Here is an 18243-nt window from a genome sequence, read left to right as displayed (position 1 = left end):
TTTAATATGCCATCCCTCACATAAAGTAAGCCTTTGTGACTCTAAGCTGAACGCACAAAATAACCAAGGGGCTTATTATGAGCACAACTGACGATTCTTTCTCTGTTACCCACGACCCGATTGAAATTCAGCGGCCTTCGCTCAAAGAGCGCTGGTGGCATATTATGGATACCTGGAAAGTTGGGATTATTCCTCTGCCGCTGTTCGTTCTGGCGGGCGCACTGATTGCGATTGATTGCCTGGGCGGAAAACTGCCGAGCGATATCGTGGTCATGGTGGCAACGCTGGCCTTCTTCGGCTTTGCCTGCGGCGAGTTTGGCAAACGCCTGCCGATTGTCGGCAAGCTCGGCGCGGCGGCGATTTGCGCCACCTTTATCCCTTCCGCGCTGGTCTATTATGGCCTGCTGCCGGACGTGGTGGTCGAGTCCACCACCAAGTTCTACAAATCCACCAACATTCTCTATCTCTACATCTGCTGCATTATCGTCGGCAGCATCATGAGCATGAACCGCACGGTGCTGATTCAGGGCTTCCTGCGCATCTTCTTTCCGATGCTGTGCGGTGAAATCGTCGGCATGCTGGTGGGGATGGGCGTGGGCCTGGCGCTGGGTCTTGAGCCGTTCCAGATCTTCTTCTTTATCATTCTGCCGATTATGGCGGGCGGCGTCGGGGAAGGGGCGATCCCGCTTTCCATCGGCTATGCCACCCTGCTGCACATGGACCAGGGCGTGGCGCTCGGCCGCGTGCTGCCGATGGTGATGCTCGGCGGTCTGACGGCAATCATCATCTCCGGCTGCCTGAACCAGCTCGGTAAACGCTTCCCGCACCTGACCGGTGAAGGTCAGCTGATGCCTAACCGCGCGAATGCCGATGCCACGGTCTCTCAGCCTGCGTTTTCCGGCAAAGCGGACGTCACCACTATTGCCTCCGGCGCGCTGCTGGCGGTGCTGCTCTACATGCTGGGCATGCTCGGCCACAAGCTGATTGGCCTGCCTGCACCAGTTGGCATGCTGTTTATGGCGGTCCTGGTGAAACTCTGCAACGGCGCCTCTCCGCGCCTGCTGGAAGGCTCTCAGGTGGTGTACAAATTCTTCCAGACCTCCGTGACCTATCCAATCCTCTTCGCCGTCGGCGTGGCTATCACCCCGTGGCATGAACTGGTGGCGGCGTTCACCGTCAGCAACCTGCTGGTGATTGTCAGCACCGTTTCCGCACTGGTGGCGACCGGCTTCTTCGTCGGCAAAAAGATTGGTATGCACCCGATTGATGTCGCCATCGTCTCCTGCTGCCAGAGCGGCCAGGGCGGTACCGGCGACGTGGCGATCCTGACCGCAGGCAACCGCATGAGCCTGATGCCGTTCGCCCAGATTGCTACCCGTATCGGCGGGGCGATTAACGTCTCTGTCTCACTGCTGATTCTGGGCAACTTCCTCGTTTAAGTTTTCAGGAAAGAACAATGAAACTCGCAAGCTTTTTATACCAGGGAAAACGCAGCTACGGCATCGTCCAGGCCGACGGCGTGATTGATTTAGGCCGCCGTCTCGGCGACCGCTACAGCGACCTTAAAGCGCTGCTGCAGGGCAACGGGCTGGCGCAGGCCACCCGTTACCTGAACGACGCCGTGGACGTGCCGATGAGCGCCATCACCTTCTTACCGGTGATCGAGCAGCCGGAAAAAATCCTCTGCGTGGGCATGAACTATGCCGACAAGCGCAAGGAGTTTGACCAGCATAACCCGGCCCCGACGCTGTTTGTCCGCTTCCCGGATTCACAGACCGGCCACAACGAGCCGGTGCTGAAGCCGCGCCATTCAAGTGAATTCGACTATGAAGGCGAGCTGGCGGTGATCATCGGCAAAGGTGGGGAGAACATCAGCCGCGATGACGCCCTGCGCCACGTGGCGGGCTACAGCTGCTACATGGACGGCTCCGCCCGCGACTGGCAGCACACCTGGTTTACCGCCGGTAAAAACTGGCGCAAAACCGGCGCGTTTGGGCCGTGGATGGCGACGGCGGATGAGATCCCGGATCCGCACCAGCTTGCGATCCGCACCTGGCTGAACGGCCGCATGGTGCAGGAAGACAACACCAGCAGCATGATCCACAAGGTGGCGGAGCTGATCGAGTACATCAGCACCTTCACCCGCCTCAGCCCGGGCGATGTGATCATCACCGGATCCCCAGGCGGAGTGGGTAAAAAGCGCAATCCGCCGCTGTTTATGAAGGAAGGGGATCGCATTGAGGTGGAGATCGAGCATATCGGTCATCTGAGCAACGTGATCGTGGAAGCGCCGGCCGTCGGGCTTGCGGCGGCACACTGAGTAAGGCGGCATGAACAGTCAACCCATCGATTTTCGCCACACCCTCGTGGCGAAACACCCGGAACGCTTAAGCCAGATCCGCTACCTGCTGGCAGACAGCGGCCTTGGCCTGGACAACGACATCACGCTGTTTGTCGAAGCCTGGTCCGGCCCGCAGCTGGTGGGTTGCGCAGGGCTTGCTGCCAACGTCATCAAATGCGTGGCGGTCAACGAGCAGCTTCGCGGCGAGAACCTCAGCGCGCGGCTGCTGGCAGAGGTGGAAAATGCGGCGCTGGAGTGCGGCCATTTTCATCTCTTCCTCTGCACCCGTCCGTGCAACCGGGAGCGCTTTGCCCGCAGCGGCTTCTGGCCGATTGCCCAGAGCGGGAACAACGCGGTGCTGATGGAGAACACCCCGCAGGGGATCGAACGCTACTGCCGTTCCCTGCGCGCGAAGCGCAAGTGCGGGGAGAACGTTGGCGCGATAGTGATGAACGCCAATCCGTTCACCCTCGGCCACCGCCATCTGGTGGAGCAGGCGGCGCAGCGGTGCGATGCCCTGCACCTGTTCGTGGTGCGTGAAGACGCCTCGTTCTTCCCGTTCAGCGCGCGCCTCGAGATGGTGCGCGCGGGCGTGGCGCATCTGCCGAACGTGGTGGTGCATGAAGGCTCGCAGTACATCATCTCCCGCGCCACCTTCCCTGCCTACTTCCTGAAGGAGACCGGCAAAGTGCAGCAGGCGTGGAGCGAGATCGACGTGCTGATCTTCCGGGACTTCATCGCCCCGGCGCTCGGCATTACGCACCGCTTCATCGGCTCGGAGCCGTTTTGCGATATCACCCGCCAGTACAACCAGACGCTGCACGACCTGCTGGCCTCGCATATCGAGGTGGTGGAAATGCCGCGCATCAAGGCCACCGGCAACGCTATTTCAGCGTCCGAAGTGCGCCGCTTACTGAAGACACAGCAGTTTTCCCGGATCCGGGAGATTGTCCCGGACTCCACCTTCGCGCATCTCGAAACGCATTACCGTGCGAGTGCGGAAGTCGCTTAACTACCAGGAATTTATCATGAAAATTGTAAGGGAGGCGCTGGCCGGAACGCAGGAGTCCAGCGACCTGATGGTGAAAATCGCTCCCGCTCACGGCGAGCTGGAGATAGTCATCCACAGTGAAGTGATTAAGCAGTTTGGCGAGCAAATTCGCCAGGTGGTCAACGACACGTTGCGCACCATGAACGTGCACCAGGGATTAATTATTATTGAAGACAAAGGGGCGCTGGACTGTGTGATCCGCGCCCGCCTGCAAAGCGCGCTGATGCGTGCCGCCGATGAACAGGCCATCAACTGGGGGGCGCTGAAATGAGCAAACTCCGCCGCAGTATGCTGTTCCTGCCGGGCGCCAACGCCGCCATGCTCTCAACCGCTTTTATCTATCGTCCCGACTCCATCATGTTTGATCTTGAGGACGCCGTCGCCCTGCGCGAGAAGGATACCGCGCGCATGCTGGTGTTCCACGCGCTTCAGCACCCGATGTATCAGGATATCGAAACCGTGGTGCGTATTAACCCGCTCAGCACGCCGTTTGGCCTGCTGGATCTGGAGGCCGCCGTGCGGGCCGGCGTGGACGTGATCCGCCTGCCGAAAACCGACACCCCGGACGATATCTACGAGCTGGAAGGCCACCTTGAGCGTATCGAACGCGAGTGCGGCCGCGAGATCGGCTCCACCCGCGTGATGGCGGCGATTGAATCGGCCATTGGCGTCATCAACGCCGTGGCGATTGCCCGCAGCTCTCCGCGCCTCATCGGGATTGCGCTGGCCGCCTTTGACTACGTGATGGACATGCAGACCGAGCGCGGCGACGGCACCGAGCTGTTCTACGCCCGCTGTGCCGTGCTGCACGCCGCCCGCGCGGCGGGCATCGACGCCTTCGACGTGGTGTGGTCAGACGTTAACGACGAGGCCGGGTTCCTGCGCGAGGTCGATCTGATCCGCAAGATGGGCTTTAACGGAAAATCGCTGATTAACCCGCGCCAGATTGACATGCTGCACAACGCCTACGCCCCGACTCAGGAAGAGGTGGATCACGCCAAAAGGGTGATTGAGGCGGCAGAAGAGGGCGAGCGTAACGGCCTGGGCGTGGTGTCGCTCAACGGCAAAATGGTGGATGCACCGATTATTAACCACGCGCAGGTGGTGCTGGAGCGCGCGGCGGCCTCCGGCGTGCGTCGGTAAGGATAAAATAATGAATCAGACAGAACTTCTTCACGTGAACTTCCCCCATCTGCGGGACTTAAAACCCTTTGATACCGCCCACAGCGCCACGCCGTGGCTGGCGGACAGCGACGCGAAGCACAGCCGCAAGCTCTGCGCCTCTGTTGAAGAGGCGGTTAAGCGTTGCGGCCTGCAGGACGGGATGACCATCTCCTTCCACCACGCGTTTCGCGAAGGCGACCGGGTGATCAACACCGTCGTGGCGCTGCTGGCGCGAATGGGCTTCAAAAACCTGACGCTGGCCTCCAGCTCGCTGATGACCTGTAACGACGCGCTGATCGAGCATATTGAAAGCGGCGTCATCACCCGGATTTACACCTCGGGCATGCGCGGCAGGCTGGCGGATGCCATCTCCCACGGGCTGATGGACGAGCCGGTGCAAATTCATTCCCACGGCGGGCGCGTGAAGCTGCTTCAGGACGGCGAGCTGAATATCGACGTAGCGTTTCTCGGCGTGCCGTGCAGCGATGAGTTTGGCAACGCCAACGGCACGCATGGTAAATCGTGCTGCGGGTCCCTGGGCTACGCGATGGTGGACGCGCACTTTGCCCGCAAGGTAGTGCTGCTGACTGAAGAACTGGTGCCGTTTCCGAATATGCCCGCCAGCCTGGTGCAGGACCAGGTGGACTACATCGTGCAGGTTGAAAGCGTGGGCGACCCGGCGAAAATCAGCGTCGGTGCGGCGCGCGTCACCAGCAACCCGCGCGAGCTGATGATTGCCCGCTATGCGGCGGACGTCATTGAACACTCCGGCTACTTCAAACCGGGCTTCTCGATGCAGACCGGCTCCGGCGCGGCGGCGACCGCCTGCACGCGCTTTATGGAAGAGAAGATGGAGCGCAGCGGCGTAAAGGCGCGCTTTGCGCTCGGCGGCATCACCGGCAGCCTGGTGGATTTACACGAGAAGGGACTCATCGAAAAGCTGCTCGATACCCAGTGCTTTGACGGCCAGGCGGCGGCCTCGCTGGCGCGCAACCCGAACCACGTGGAGATCTCCACCAACGTCTACGCCAACCCTGGCAGCAAGGCGGCAAGCTGCGACCAGCTCGACGTGGTGATCCTCAGCGCGCTGGAAATCGACGTTGATTTCAACGTCAACGTTATCACCGGCTCCGACGGGGTGATGCGCGGGGCGTCCGGCGGACACTGCGACGTGGCCGCCGCGGCAAACCTGACCATCGTCGTCGCGCCGCTGCTGCGCAGCCGCATTCCAACGGTCGTGAAGCGCGTCACCACGCGCCTCACGCCGGGCGAGAGCATCGATGTGCTGGTCACCGACCACGGCATTGCGGTCAACCCGGCGCGCCCGGAGATCCGCGAGCAGCTGCTGGAAGCCGGGCTCAAAGTTGTGGATATCAGCGCGCTTTACGAGCGGGCGATTTCCCTGACGGGCGTACCGAAACCGATTGAATTTACCGACAAAATCGTCGGGGTGATCCGCTACCGCGACGGCAGCGTGATCGACACCGTACGACAGGTAAAGGAGTAGTTATGACAATAGCGACACCCGTGCGGGCGGGTGTCAGCCTGGAGGAACTGCTGGCGGCGAAAGAGCGCCGCGCAGCGCGCCAGGCTGACATGCTTGAGCACTATCAACAACCGGTGATTTCCCTCACGCTGGTCACGCCAGGGGAAATCAAAGACAGCCTGCGCTATCGCAATACCATGGGCGTGGCGCTGCAAATGTGCGACCAGCTGCTGTGGGAAAACCGCTGGCAGGTGCTGGACCGTCAGGTGCTGTGGCTCCCGACCGGGCCAGAAGCCCTGTGGTGCGTGGCCCATCCCGCGGTGGAAATCAAAGCGCACTGCGCGGATCTGGAGCAGACGCACCCGCTCGGCAGGCTGTGGGATCTGGACGTGATCTGTCCTCAGCACGGCCACGTCGGGCGCCAGTCGCTGGGGGCGAATCTCAGACGCTGCCTGATCTGCGACGAACCCGCTCATGCTTGTTCCCGTTCGCGCAATCACCCCGTTGAGCAGGTGGTTTCCCGCGTGGAGAAGACGATCGATGACTGGTTTGCTCGCGACTAAACCGCGCCCGGTTGACGTGCCCGCGCTTGCGGAGGCGGCGCTATGGCAGGAGCTGGAGCTGACGCCCAAGCCGGGGCTGGTGGACAAGCTCAATAACGGTTCCCATCGCGATATGGACCACGCGCTGTTCGTCCGCAGCATTGCGGCGATAACGCCGTGGTTTTCGCGCTTTGCCGAACTCGGTAACGCACATGCGGATAAATCCGCTGACGCACAGCTTCGCATTATCCGCCCGATGGGGATGGCCTGCGAGCAGGCGATGTACGCCGCGACGAACGGAGTGAACACCCACAAGGGCGGGATTTTTGCCCTGGGTTTACTGTGCTTCGCTGCCGGACGTGTGAAAAATATCTCCGCAGATAGCCTCTGCTGTGAGGTGAGTAACATCTGCAGCGGGCTAGTGTCGCGGGAGCTGGCCGCGCGCGGCGGGCAGAAGACGGCGGGCGAGCGGCAGTTTCAGCTGTACGGCTTAACCGGCGCGCGCGGTGAGGCGGAAAGCGGCTTTGCGACGGCGCGTAAGGCGCTGGCGCAGTGGAGCGGACTGTCGCTTCACGGTCTGCTGTTGCGCCTGATGGCGGTTAATCAGGACAGTAATCTCGTCTCACGCGGCGGCATTGAAGGGCTACGCTACGTTCAGGGATACGCGCGGGAATTACTGGCGAGTGGCTGGGATCGCGAGGCGCTGCTTAAGATGGATAAGGCATTGATTGAACGCAATCTGAGCCCGGGCGGCAGCGCGGATTTACTGTCAGTGGGGTGGGTGCTCTCTGCAATAAAATAGCCGGGTGGCGGCTTCGCCTTACCCGGCCTACGGTCTGGTTTGTAGGCCCGGTAAGCGCAGCGCCACCGGGCACAACAATCAATGCGCGATCGGCTGCGCACCGTGCGGTTCACGTACGTGCTTGTACTTGAACAGCGCGATGAACGCGAAGAACAGCACCAGCGAGTATGCCGCGAAGATCAGCCACACAGGCTGCCAGTTGGTGATGCCGTTGGTGGTGTACATCTCAACGACTTTACCGCTTACCACGCCGCCCAGAATACAGCCGAAGCCGTTGGTCATCATCAGGAACATACCCTGCGCGCTGGCGCGGATTTCAGGCTTCACCTCTTTTTCCACAAACACCGAACCAGAGATGTTGAAGAAGTCGAAGGCGCAGCCGTAAACAATCATCGACAGCACCAGCAGCACGGTACCAAACGCGCTCGGGTCGCCGTAGGCGAACAGGCCGAAGCGCAACATCCATGCCGCGATACTGATCAGCATGACGTTTTTGATGCCGTAGCGGCTCAGGAAGAACGGGATGGTCAGGATGAACAGCGTCTCAGAGATCTGAGAGATGGACATCATCACCGACGCATGTTCAACGATAAAGCTGCCGGAGAACAGCGGGTTGTTATCGAAGCTGTGCAGGAAGGTGTTGCCGAACATGTTGGTGATCTGCAGCTCTGCGCCCAGCAGCATGGAGAAGATAAAGAAGATCGCCATGCGTTTGTTTTTAAACAGCGCGAACGCGTCCAGGCCGAGCATGGTGCTCCAGCTCTGGTTTTTCTGCTGGTTAGAAACCGGAATGGTTGGCAGCGTCAGGGTGAAGATCGCCAGCACCACGGAAAGCGCCGCACCGATATAGAGCTGCATATGGCTCAGTTCGAAGCCTGCGAAGCTCACGCCCCACATCGCCATGATAAAGCCGATGGTACCCCAGATACGGATTGGCGGGAAATCGGTCACGATATCCAAATCCGCGGATTTCAGGCGGTAGTAGGAGATGGTGTTGATCAAGCCAAGCGTTGGCATATAGGCCAGCGAGTTAAGCAGGATCACCATGAACATCGCCCCCGGCGTGGTCACCTGGGCTGCCATAAACAGCGTCCCCGCGCCCACCAGATGGCAAAGCATGTAAAGCCATTTCGCACTCAACCATTTATCCGCCACGATGCCCAGCAGCGTTGGCATGAAGACAGCCGCAATACCGAGCGAGCTGTATACGGCACCGATTGACGCACCATCGAACTTGAGCGTCACAAACATATAGGAGCCGAGTGTGGTCAGCCAGCTACCCCACAGGCAGAACTGCAGAAACGACAATATTTTAAGCTGCAGCTTAAGGTTCATGTTACTTTCCTCACAAGTGAGCGGGATATATGTTGTTTTGGGAACATTCAGGGTTGTTATTTGATGCAATTCTATCAGTTGGCAACAATATGTTTTGTTACCTCCCGCAAAAAAATGCAATCCACATTAATTTGCAGTTTGGATTGTGATGCAAATAACATTTTCGTATGGGTGGGGTTGGATAGGTGCGGCCTGATGCCCTCACCCTGACCCTCTCCCACAGGGAGAGGGGAAACAGAACACCTTCTCCCAGAGGGGAGAAGGTGTGCCGATCACCGGCGACGGTAGTTCTTCTGCGCCGTATTCACCTTATACAGATAGCGACGGGATTCCGCAGACGGGTGACGAGTGGTGAGGGTAGAGTAGACATCCCCCGGCGCCATGCTGTTGATGATGTTCGCGGCCTGCACTTTGTCATTCGAGAAGACGCGCAGCACGCTGCCCGCGCCGCCGTTATAGGCGGTGATCACCGCATAGCGGCGCGACGTAGGGTTATCAATTCCGCCCAGGTACACATTGTTCAGCATCGCCAGATAGGCCGTGCCGGTATCAATGTTGCTCTGCGGATCGAAAAGATAGCTGCGGCTCGGCGTGCCGGATTTCCCCTGCGCGCGGAAGACGTCTTTACCGGCGCTGTGCTGCACAACCTGCATCAGCCCCAGGGCGTCGGAACGGCTCACCGCGTATGGGTTAAACGAGGATTCGGTCTGCATAATCGCCAGAATCAGCGACTCATCCACGCCGTACTTGCGCGAGGCCTGACGCACCATCCCAATGTACTTATGCGCACGTTTGTCGAGGTGGTTCGGGACGAGGTTGATGGTGACGCTGTAGATAATCTTCAGACCGTTAGAGCGGCTTTTCAGGCGCGTCTGCAGCAGGTAGTCGGCAAATTTCGTGGCGCGACCTTCCCAGCGGATCGGCTGACCGGTCTGATCGACGACCTGGCCGTACAGGAACGGCTCTTTCGAGATAGTGATATCGTCGGCATCGGAGTAGAGATCGATAGAACCCGGATCGTCACCCATCAGCAGGGTTTTGACGATCGCCTGACGCAGTCGTGCCGCAGGGTCGGTGCCTGCGATGGTCTCAATCGTGATCGTACCCTCATCAAAGTTGATGTGGCTACGGGTCTGATAGGCGTCGGTGTACTTAACGTAGTCCTTAGGTCCGGCAATAAGAACTTCGTTAAATCCCCATATGTTCTCGATGTTGTGGGCAAACTGCCCCATCAAAATGTCAAAACCGTTGGTGTCCTTGATCCAGGCTTCGTTGTAATCTTCGCCTTTTTTTGACGAGCACGAGACAAGCAACGGCGCAACAAGGGCTAGCGCTAAAAGTTTTTTCATCATTCCGGGAGTGCGTGTTGTGTTTGCTTTAACGGCGGGGTTTCCCCCGCACGCTGTTATTTTTCCGGTGGCGTATAGCCTTCGATGTGCACGTCTTTACCTTCGAACAGGAAGCTCACCATCTCCTGCTCCAGCAGCTTGCGGTGTTCCGGGTTCATCATGCTGAGTTTTTTCTCGTTGATCAGCATGGTCTGCTTTTTCTGCCACTGTCCCCAGGCTTCTTTGGAGATTTCATTGTAGATGCGTTTACCCAGGTCGCCCGGATAAAGCTGGAAATCCTGGCCTTCAGCGTCACGCTGCAGGAAAGTACAAAAAATCGTTCTGGCCATACTCATTCCTCTTTTTCTTGTCGATGCTAAACCATTGCACCGGCACGTAATTGCTGTAACAGGCGCTCCACGGGAGCCGCCAGTCCGACTGATGGCGGTTGCGCTAAGTTATACCAGAGAGCGGTGCCTTCATCCATGCACGAGGCAAATGACGACACGGGAAGCCACATGGGTACAATATCCAGGTGGAAATGGCTGAACGTATGGCGAAACGCGGTCAGCTGCGTCAGGTTATCGGCAGCAATCCCGCGCTGTTTAAGCCATTCACGCAGCAAATCTTCATCTTCAAACTGTGGAAAGCAGTATAGACCACCCCACAGACCGCTCGGTGGACGCTGGGCGAGGAAGACCTCGTCGCCGTGCTGCATCAGCAGCATATAGCCGGTGCGCTCCGGCAGCGTCTGTTTGGGTTTCTTACCCGGATATTGCGCCCATGAATGGTTGGCATACGCCACGCAGAGATTATTCACCGGGCAGAGTTCGCATTTCGGTTTTGAGCGCGTGCAGACCAACGCGCCGAGATCCATCATCGCCTGGTTGAAACGCTCGACGCCGTTGGCCGGGGTGACCGCTTCACTTATTTCCCAAAGGCGTTTTTCGACGTCCTTCTTCCCCGGCCAGCCGTCGACGGCATAGCAGCGTGCCAGCACGCGCTTCACGTTGCCGTCGAGGATCGGGAAATGCTTGCCTAAAGACAGGGAGAGAATGGCGCCTGCGGTTGAACGTCCGACGCCGGGAAGATCGGCCACCTCGTCAAAGGTTTCCGGGAATTTACCGTTATGGCGCGTCGCGACCTGCTGCGCGGCCTTGTGAAGATTACGCGCGCGGGCGTAATAGCCCAGGCCTGTCCACAGGTGCAGCACTTCGTCTAATGGCGCGTTTGCCAGATCGGCCACCGTCGGGAAGCGCGCCATAAAACGCTCGAAGTAAGGGATCACCGTGGCGACCTGCGTTTGTTGCAACATCACCTCGGAGAGCCATACTTTGTAAGGCGTTTTTTCAATTTGCCAGGGCAGGGTTTTACGCCCGTATTTGTCGTACCAGTCCAGCACCTGGGCTGAAAATTGAGAGGCTTGCATGGTCATCGATTCGCATAATCAGGGACGCAGATTGCAGCACAGCGTCAATCTGCTGTAAACCGGATCTTTCCCATGCTTGCATAGAAGCCTTAACTTTGGATAATGCCCGTTTCCCGAACATTCTCACAAGCAGACAACTCTTTTATGAAAAACGACGTCATTTCACCGGAATTTGATGAAAACGGTCGCCCGCTGCGCCGTATTCGCAGCTTTGTCCGCCGTCAGGGCCGCCTGACAAAAGGGCAGCAACATGCGCTGGACAACTACTGGCCGGTGATGGGCGTTGAGTTCAGCGAGCAGCCTCTGGACTTTACCGAACTGTTCGGCCGCGAAGCACCCGTCACGCTGGAGATCGGGTTTGGTATGGGCACCTCGCTGGTGGCCATGGCGAAAGCGCGACCGGAGCAGAACTTCCTCGGTATCGAAGTCCACTCTCCGGGCGTGGGTGCATGCCTGGCAACGGCCCATGAAGAGGGCGTTGAGAACCTGCGCGTGATGTGTCACGACGCGGTGGAAGTGCTGCATAAAATGATTCCTGACAATTCTTTAACCATGGTTCAGCTCTTTTTCCCTGACCCGTGGCACAAAGCACGTCATAATAAACGCCGTATCGTTCAGGCGCCGTTTGCCGAGCTGGTGAAAAGTAAGCTGAAGCTGGGTGGTGTCTTCCATATGGCGACCGACTGGGAACCGTATGCGGAACATATGCTGGAGGTGATGTCGTCGCTGGACGGGTATAAAAACCAGTCTGAGAGTAACGACTATGTACCGCGTCCGGAATCGCGTCCGGTAACGAAATTTGAACAGCGTGGCCATCGTCTTGGTCACGGTGTATGGGACTTAATGTTCGAGAGGGTGAAATAATGGCAAAGAATCGTAGCCGTCGTCTGCGTAAAAAGATGCACATCGAAGAATTCCAGGAAGTGGGCTTCTCCGTTGCGTGGCGTTTCCCGGAAGGCACCAGTGTAGAACAGATCGATCAGGACGTGGATGCGTTCATCAATGACGTGATTGAGCCAAACAAGCTGGCCTTCGACGGTAGCGGCTATCTGGCCTGGGAAGGTCTGATCTGCACCCAGGAAGTGGGTAAATGCACTGAAGAACATCAGGCCCTGGTACGTAAATGGCTTGAAGACCACAAGCTCGAAGATGTCCGCGTCAGCGAACTTTTCGACGTTTGGTGGGACTAATAAAGCAGTAAGGGGCCAGCATTAGCTGGCCCATTTTGTCTGAGGGAGTGTTTAAGATGCGCAAAACGTTGCTGGCTGTTGCTTTGATGGCAACCGGATTCACCGCCCATGCGGATTATCAATGTAGCGTCACCCCGCGTGATGACGTGGTGTTAAGCCCGCAAACCGTGCAGGTCAAAGGCGAGAACGGCAATCTGGTGATTACGCCGCAGGGGAATGTCACCTTTAACGGCAAGCAGTACAACCTGACTGCCGCACAGCGTGAGCAGGCGAAAGACTATCAGGCCGATTTGCGTACCGCGCTGCCATGGATTAATGAAGGCGCGCTGACCCGCGTTGAGAAAAGCCGCGTCGCGCTGGATAAGATCATCACCAAAGAGGTGGGTGAGAGCAGCAATATGCGCACCCGCCTGACGAAGCTGGACAAGCAGCTTAAAGAGCAGATGAACCGCATTATCGAGACGCGCACTGACGGCCTGACGTTCCACTACAAGGCGATCGATCAGGTCCGCGCTGACGGGCAGCAGCTGGTGAATCAGGCGATGGGCGGCATCCTGCAGGACAGCATCAACGAGATGGGTGCGAAAGCCGTGCTGAAGGGCGGCGGTAATCCGCTGCAGGGCGTGCTGGGCAGCCTGGGCGGCTTGCAGACCTCCATTCAGAACGAGTGGAAGAACCAGGAAGATGATTTCCAGCAGTTCGGCAAAGACGTGTGTAAACGCGTGGTGTCGCTGGAAGATAGCCGGAAGGCGCTGGTGGGGACGCTTAAGTAAGATCTCTGCGCGCTGGGCCCCTCACCCCGGCCCTCTCCCCATGGGAGAGGGTGTAATCGTTCCCTCTCCCTGTGGGAGAGGGTTAGGGTGAGGGCATCAGGCATTGCAGTCGTTGCAGAATAGCTATTAACACCTCCTCCTCATTAGCCCTGAATTCATTATTCCAGAACCGCAAAACTTCCCAGCCGTTTGCGTTTAAGAATGCTGTTCTTCGTAAGTCATACGCCTCTTCATTCTGATGCTGACCCCCGTCCAGCTCAACGATCAGCTTTGCCTTAAAGCAGGCGAAATCCACGATGTACGGACCAACAGGCATCTGCCGACGAAACTTATACCCAAAGAAACGACGACCCCTGAGCAAATACCAAAGGCGTAATTCTTCGGGCGTCATTTCTTTGCGGAGTTGTTTTGATTTTTCCATCCCCACACTCTGCCAGCCTTTTCCTCAGCCGGCAGAGCGGGGTGCAAAATCCTGAATAAGCCTTCAGGATTCTTCGGCGAGGAACAGCTCAAGAAGGGAATTTAAGAACAGCTTGCCGTGCTCGGTGATCTGCCAGTATTCCTCACTCTCGGTGAGATACCCCTGGGCCAGCGCCTCGTCAATCTGCGGGCGAATCACCGACTCCGGCAGCCCGGTGTAACGCGCAAATTCCGCGTGCGGCGCGGCTTCCAGCAGACGGAAGCGGTTCATAAAGAACTCAAACGGCTTATCCGCCGCCTCGACGTCGTGCTGACGCTCCAGGTAGCGGCCTTCCATATACCCGCGCGGGTGGCGGGTTTTGGCGGTGCGCAGAATGCGCCCGTCCGGGAAGGTCACCTTGCCGTGCGCGCCGCAGCCAATTCCCAGATAGTCGCCAAAGCGCCAGTAGTTCAGGTTGTGCTGACACTGGTAGCCCGGCTTCGCGTACGCGGACGTTTCATACTGCTGATAGCCCGCAGCGGTTAGAAGCCTGTGACCCTGCTCGAAGATATCCCACAGCGCGTCGTCGTCCGGCAGCACCGGCGGGCGGGAACCAAACAGCGTGTTTGGCTCGATGGTGAGCTGGTACCACGACAGGTGCGGCGGGTTCAGTTCGATCGCCTGGCGCAGGTCGTCCAGCGCCTCTTGCAGAGACTGATCCGGCAGGCCGTGCATCAGATCGAGGTTAAAGCTGCGAAGGCCCAGCCCGGTCGCCAGGTTTGCCGCGCGCTTCGCCTCTTCCGGGCCGTGAATGCGCCCCAGACGTTTTAGCTTCGGCTCGCTAAAGCTCTGCACGCCGATGGAGATGCGGTTCACGCCCGCGCGCTGATAGTCGACAAAACGGTCGGCCTCAACGGTGCCGGGGTTGGCTTCCATCGTAATTTCAGCATCTGCCGCCAGGTTCAGGCGCGCACGCACGCCGTCCAGCAGCGTCTGCATTGCCGGGCCGGACAACAGGCTCGGCGTACCGCCACCAATGAAAATGGTCTTAACTTCACGTCCCTGTGCGTAAGCGACATCGGCGTCCAGGTCGGCCAGCAGATGCGCAACGTAGTCATCGTGCGGCACTTCGCCCTTCAGCGCGTGCGAGTTGAAATCGCAGTACGGGCATTTCTGCACGCACCACGGGATGTGAATATACAGACTCAGAGGCGGCAAATTAGCCATTACGCAGTGCTTCCAGTAACAGTTTCAGCGCGCGTCCACGGTGGGAAATCGCGCTTTTCTCTTCGCGGGTCAGTTCCGCAGCGGTTTTGCCCTCGGTCGGGACAAAGAAAATCGGGTCGTAGCCAAAGCCGCCGTTGCCAGCTGCTTCATGGGTAATCACGCCCGGCCAGCTGCCGTGGCAGACAATCGGCGTCGGGTCTTCCGCGTGGCGCATATAGACCAGCACGCAGTGGAACTGCGCGGTGCGCTGTTCGTCCGGTACGTCTTTCAGGGCGACAAGCAGCTTTTCCAGATTCTGCTGGTCGGTGGCGTCAACGCCGGAATAGCGCGCAGAGTAAATCCCCGGCGCACCGCCGAGAAAATCCACGGCCAGGCCGGAGTCGTCGGCAATCGCGGGCAGGCCGGTAATCTGCGCGGCGTGGCGCGCTTTAATGATCGCGTTTTCGATAAACGTCAGCCCCGTCTCTTCGGCGGAATCCACGCCAAGATCGGTCTGGGCGACCACGTCCAGCCCAAAATCATTTAATAGCGAGGCCAGCTCGCGCACTTTACCGGCGTTGCCGGTCGCGAGAACAACTTTCTGCATGGTTTAGTCCTGTTCTTTCAGAGCCGCGACTTCCGTCGGGATAGATTGCGGATTAAGGATTTTTACCTGTTTATGTCGCCCAAGTTCACCTTTTTCAATGATGACCTGGCTTTTGGCGACGCGAAACTGTTTTGCCAGATATTTGGTCAGATGCGCGTTCGCCTGGCCGTCAACCGGCGGGGCGGTGATGGCGACTTTTAACTCGTCGCCATGCAGCCCGACAATACCGTCACGGCTGGCTTTCGGCTGAATATACAGCCGCAAAACCAGCCCGTCAGCGCAGGTGCTTACTGCACTCATAGCGCCATCCACAGCCCCGGCAGCAGCATATCGCCCGTGGACTGTAACAGCTCAGCGATCCCCATGTTGACCACATAGAGCAGCAGAACCATGATCATCGGCGAGAAATCAATACCGCCCATCGAAGGCAGCAGGTTGCGAATCGGGCGCAGTAGCGGCTCGGCCAGTTGGATTAGCGCATATTCTACCGGACTACGGCCCTGGCTTACCCAGCTCATGATGGCCATGACCAGCAGCACCCAGAAAATCAGCAGGCCGATGGTTTTGATTAAAATCAGGATCGCAGCAATCCAGATAATCGGCTGGAAGGTGATGACCATAAACAGCACGATCGCTTTGATAACGCTCAGAATAAACGCCACCAGCAGAGACGAACTGTCGATGGGACCCATCGCCGGGATAACGCGGCGCAGCGGTCCGACAACAGGTTGCGTGATTTTCACGACAAACTGCGAGAACGGATTGTAAAAATCACAGCGGGCCCACTGCATCCAGACGCGCAGCAAAAGCGCCATCGTATACAGCTCAAGCACTGTTGAGAGCAGGAAAGTCAACGTCTTCATGGCGTTCCTCAGGTTTCCTTATTATTTTGAGTAGTCGCGCGCACCGAAAATTGCCGTGCCGATGCGCACCATAGTGCTGCCTGCCGCGATGGCGGCTTCCATATCATCCGACATGCCCAGTGAAAGCGTGTCTACCGTGTTATAGCGCGCTTTAAGCGCCTCAAATGCTACAGCCATTTGCTGTGCCACGGCAAACTGCCTTTCATAACTTGACTCAGGTGCCGGAATTGCCATCAGCCCGCGCAGGGTTAAGTTCGGCAGTTCGGCCACCTCGGCGGCCAGCGCACCCAGTTCGCTCAGCGCAATGCCGGACTTGCTGTTTTCGTCGCTGATGTTGACCTGAATAAGCACGTTGAGTGCCGGCATTTCTGCCGGACGCTGGTCATTCAGGCGGGTAGCAATACGCAGGCGGTCGATGGTGTGGCACCAGTCGAAGTGCTCTGCCACCAGACGGCTTTTGTTCGACTGCAGGGGGCCAATAAAGTGCCACTGCAGATCCGTATTCCCCTGTTCCTGGAAGTAGCGAATTTTATCCACGCCTTCCTGCACGTAGTTTTCACCAAACGCCCGCTGGCCTGCTTCAATAGCTTCTGCGATGGCGCTCGCAGGCTTGGTTTTGCTGACTGCAAGCAGCGTAATTTCTTCTGAAGCACGGCCGCAGCGCGCTGCGGCGGCTGAGATTTTGTCCCGGACCTGTGCCAGGTTATGCGCAATGTCGTTCATTTTCCGAGGAGTAGTCTATGGATGTGGAAGAAATTGTGGCCCTTAGTGTAAAGCATAACGTCTCCGATCTACACCTGTGCAGTGATTCGCCACCGCGCTGGCGCAGATTAGGCCGGCTTGAACCCGCTCCCTTTCAGCCTCCCGACGTTGGGGCGTTATTAAAAGCGTGGCTTAACGATGAGCAGCAGGGAACATGGTGGGCAAAGGGGCAGGTGGATTTTGCCGCAACGGTAACGGGAGGCCAGCGCCTGCGCGGCAGTGCCTTTAAGCAGATGAGAGGTGTCTCTGTGACGCTGCGGCTGTTGCCGCGTAGCTGCCCGCAGCTCGCTTCGCTGGGCGCGCCGCGGGTAATCCCGGAACTGTTATCCAATGACGCCGGGCTGATTCTGGTCACGGGGGCGACCGGCAGCGGCAAATCCACTACGCTGGCGGCGATGGTCGATTTTCTAAACCACCATGCTGACGGCCATATCCTCACGCTTGAAGATCCGGTGGAGTTTATCTACCAGAGCGAACGTTGCCTGATCCAGCAGCGGGAGATAGGCCAGCACAGCCCGTCATTTGCCGAAGCGCTGCGCAGTGCCTTGCGCCAGGATCCGGACGTTATTTTGCTGGGGGAGCTGCGCGACAGCGAAACGATCCGCCTGGCGCTGACGGCGGCGGAAACCGGCCATCTGGTGCTGGCGACGCTGCATACGCGCGGGGCATCGCAGGCGATTGAACGGCTGGTCGATACGTTCCCGGCGCAGGAGAAAGATCCGGTGCGTAGCCAGCTGGCCGGTAGCCTGCGGGCGGTGCTGGCGCAGAGGCTACTTCCCGATCTACAGGGCGGGTGCGTCGCGTTGTATGAACTGCTGGTGAACACTGCGGCGGCGGCGAATTTGATTCGTGAAGGGAAAACGTGGCAACTGCCCGGGATCATTCAAACCGGTCAGCAGGCAGGAATGCAGAACTTTGACCAGAGCCTGGCGGAGAGACGGGCGCAGGGGCGGCTTTAGACCCC

Annotated in this window: 22 protein-coding genes; 12 read left to right on the top strand and 10 right to left on the bottom strand. The window is 58.4% G+C overall.

Annotated features, from left to right (window positions below; all coding sequences use genetic code 11):
• Positions 1-77 precede the first annotated feature (77 nt).
• Genes NI40_RS18450 through citG form a run of 8 tightly spaced genes read left to right on the top strand, consistent with a single transcriptional unit; the run spans position 78 to position 7386 of the window.
• Complete coding sequence (locus tag NI40_RS18450) at positions 78-1439, top strand: 2-hydroxycarboxylate transporter family protein (protein ID WP_029740738.1); 1362 nt, start codon at positions 78-80, stop codon at positions 1437-1439.
• A gap of 17 nt (positions 1440-1456) precedes the next feature.
• Positions 1457-2320, top strand: coding sequence for a fumarylacetoacetate hydrolase family protein (locus NI40_RS18445; RefSeq protein WP_021242089.1), 864 nt, complete (start codon positions 1457-1459; stop codon positions 2318-2320).
• 10 nt (positions 2321-2330) lie between these two features.
• On the top strand, positions 2331-3353 hold the full coding sequence (gene citC / locus NI40_RS18440; RefSeq protein WP_039262955.1) for a [citrate (pro-3S)-lyase] ligase: 1023 nt from the start codon (positions 2331-2333) through the stop codon (positions 3351-3353).
• 16 nt (positions 3354-3369) lie between these two features.
• Positions 3370-3663: a citrate lyase acyl carrier protein gene (citD, locus tag NI40_RS18435; protein ID WP_039262956.1), complete on the top strand. Its 294-nt coding sequence runs from the start codon at positions 3370-3372 to the stop codon at positions 3661-3663.
• Positions 3660-4535: a citrate (pro-3S)-lyase subunit beta gene (gene citE, locus NI40_RS18430; protein ID WP_039262957.1), complete on the top strand. Its 876-nt coding sequence runs from the start codon at positions 3660-3662 to the stop codon at positions 4533-4535. Before citD ends, citE begins: the two co-directional genes overlap by 4 nt.
• A gap of 10 nt (positions 4536-4545) precedes the next feature.
• The gene (gene citF / locus NI40_RS18425; protein WP_039262958.1) at positions 4546-6063 is read left to right on the top strand and encodes a citrate lyase subunit alpha; all 1518 of its coding nucleotides are present in this window, start codon (positions 4546-4548) and stop codon (positions 6061-6063) included.
• 2 nt (positions 6064-6065) lie between these two features.
• The gene (gene citX, locus NI40_RS18420; RefSeq protein ID WP_039262959.1) at positions 6066-6605 is read left to right on the top strand and encodes a citrate lyase holo-[acyl-carrier protein] synthase; all 540 of its coding nucleotides are present in this window, start codon (positions 6066-6068) and stop codon (positions 6603-6605) included.
• Positions 6583-7386 (top strand): triphosphoribosyl-dephospho-CoA synthase CitG, encoded by an 804-nt coding sequence (gene citG, locus NI40_RS18415; RefSeq protein WP_039262960.1) that lies wholly within the window; start codon positions 6583-6585, stop codon positions 7384-7386. The genes citX and citG overlap by 23 nt, the downstream gene beginning before the upstream one ends.
• A gap of 78 nt (positions 7387-7464) precedes the next feature.
• Here the strand turns inward: citG and NI40_RS18410 are convergent, their stop codons facing one another.
• The 4 genes from NI40_RS18410 to mutY form a co-directional block, all read right to left on the bottom strand.
• Complete coding sequence (locus tag NI40_RS18410; RefSeq protein WP_029740744.1) at positions 7465-8721, bottom strand: nucleoside permease; 1257 nt, start codon at positions 8719-8721, stop codon at positions 7465-7467.
• Between the two features lie 272 nt (positions 8722-8993).
• Positions 8994-10070, bottom strand: a complete 1077-nt coding sequence (gene mltC, locus NI40_RS18405; protein ID WP_033146615.1) for a membrane-bound lytic murein transglycosylase MltC — start codon at positions 10068-10070, stop codon at positions 8994-8996.
• A 56-nt stretch (positions 10071-10126) separates the two neighbouring features.
• Positions 10127-10399, bottom strand: a complete 273-nt coding sequence (locus NI40_RS18400; protein WP_023309138.1) for an oxidative damage protection protein — start codon at positions 10397-10399, stop codon at positions 10127-10129.
• 26 nt (positions 10400-10425) lie between these two features.
• Positions 10426-11478: an A/G-specific adenine glycosylase gene (gene mutY / locus NI40_RS18395; protein ID WP_176686752.1), complete on the bottom strand. Its 1053-nt coding sequence runs from the start codon at positions 11476-11478 to the stop codon at positions 10426-10428.
• A 144-nt stretch (positions 11479-11622) separates the two neighbouring features.
• On the opposite strand from mutY, the gene trmB reads away from it, so the two are divergent.
• The 3 genes from trmB to NI40_RS18380 are packed head-to-tail and all read left to right on the top strand — an operon-like array spanning position 11623 to position 13441.
• Positions 11623-12342: a tRNA (guanosine(46)-N7)-methyltransferase TrmB gene (gene trmB / locus NI40_RS18390; protein ID WP_033146613.1), complete on the top strand. Its 720-nt coding sequence runs from the start codon at positions 11623-11625 to the stop codon at positions 12340-12342.
• A complete protein-coding gene (locus NI40_RS18385; RefSeq protein WP_014885198.1) occupies positions 12342-12668 on the top strand; it encodes a YggL family protein in 327 nt (108 codons plus the stop codon). The genes trmB and NI40_RS18385 overlap by 1 nt, the downstream gene beginning before the upstream one ends.
• A gap of 56 nt (positions 12669-12724) precedes the next feature.
• Positions 12725-13441: a DUF2884 domain-containing protein gene (locus tag NI40_RS18380; RefSeq protein WP_033146612.1), complete on the top strand. Its 717-nt coding sequence runs from the start codon at positions 12725-12727 to the stop codon at positions 13439-13441.
• A gap of 82 nt (positions 13442-13523) precedes the next feature.
• On the opposite strand, the gene NI40_RS18375 is transcribed toward NI40_RS18380, so the two are convergent.
• The 6 genes from NI40_RS18375 to NI40_RS18350 all read right to left on the bottom strand — a co-directional run bounded on the left by NI40_RS18375 (position 13524) and on the right by NI40_RS18350 (position 17240).
• Positions 13524-13862, bottom strand: coding sequence for an endonuclease domain-containing protein (locus NI40_RS18375; protein WP_039262962.1), 339 nt, complete (start codon positions 13860-13862; stop codon positions 13524-13526).
• 63 nt (positions 13863-13925) lie between these two features.
• Positions 13926-15068, bottom strand: a complete 1143-nt coding sequence (hemW, locus tag NI40_RS18370; protein WP_039262963.1) for a radical SAM family heme chaperone HemW — start codon at positions 15066-15068, stop codon at positions 13926-13928.
• A complete protein-coding gene (locus tag NI40_RS18365) occupies positions 15061-15654 on the bottom strand; it encodes an XTP/dITP diphosphatase (RefSeq protein WP_039262964.1) in 594 nt (197 codons plus the stop codon). Before NI40_RS18365 ends, hemW begins: the two co-directional genes overlap by 8 nt.
• Before the next feature lie 3 nt (positions 15655-15657).
• Positions 15658-15954 (bottom strand): DUF167 family protein YggU, encoded by a 297-nt coding sequence (yggU, locus tag NI40_RS18360; RefSeq protein WP_023309131.1) that lies wholly within the window; start codon positions 15952-15954, stop codon positions 15658-15660.
• On the bottom strand, positions 15951-16517 hold the full coding sequence (locus NI40_RS18355) for a YggT family protein (RefSeq protein WP_039262965.1): 567 nt from the start codon (positions 16515-16517) through the stop codon (positions 15951-15953). Before NI40_RS18355 ends, yggU begins: the two co-directional genes overlap by 4 nt.
• A 21-nt stretch (positions 16518-16538) precedes the next feature.
• Positions 16539-17240, bottom strand: a complete 702-nt coding sequence (locus NI40_RS18350) for a YggS family pyridoxal phosphate-dependent enzyme (protein ID WP_039262966.1) — start codon at positions 17238-17240, stop codon at positions 16539-16541.
• A gap of 17 nt (positions 17241-17257) precedes the next feature.
• Between NI40_RS18350 and NI40_RS18345 the strand changes: the two genes are divergently transcribed.
• Entirely contained in the window at positions 17258-18238 is a 981-nt protein-coding gene (locus tag NI40_RS18345; RefSeq protein WP_039262967.1) for a type IV pilus twitching motility protein PilT, read from the top strand.
• Positions 18239-18243 lie beyond the last annotated feature (5 nt).

This window comes from Enterobacter sp. E20, assembly GCF_000801755.2.
GTDB lineage: Bacteria > Pseudomonadota > Gammaproteobacteria > Enterobacterales > Enterobacteriaceae > Enterobacter > Enterobacter asburiae_B.
The sequence above is the reverse complement of the archived record's forward strand: the minus strand, read 5'-3'. Positions and strand labels throughout refer to the sequence as shown.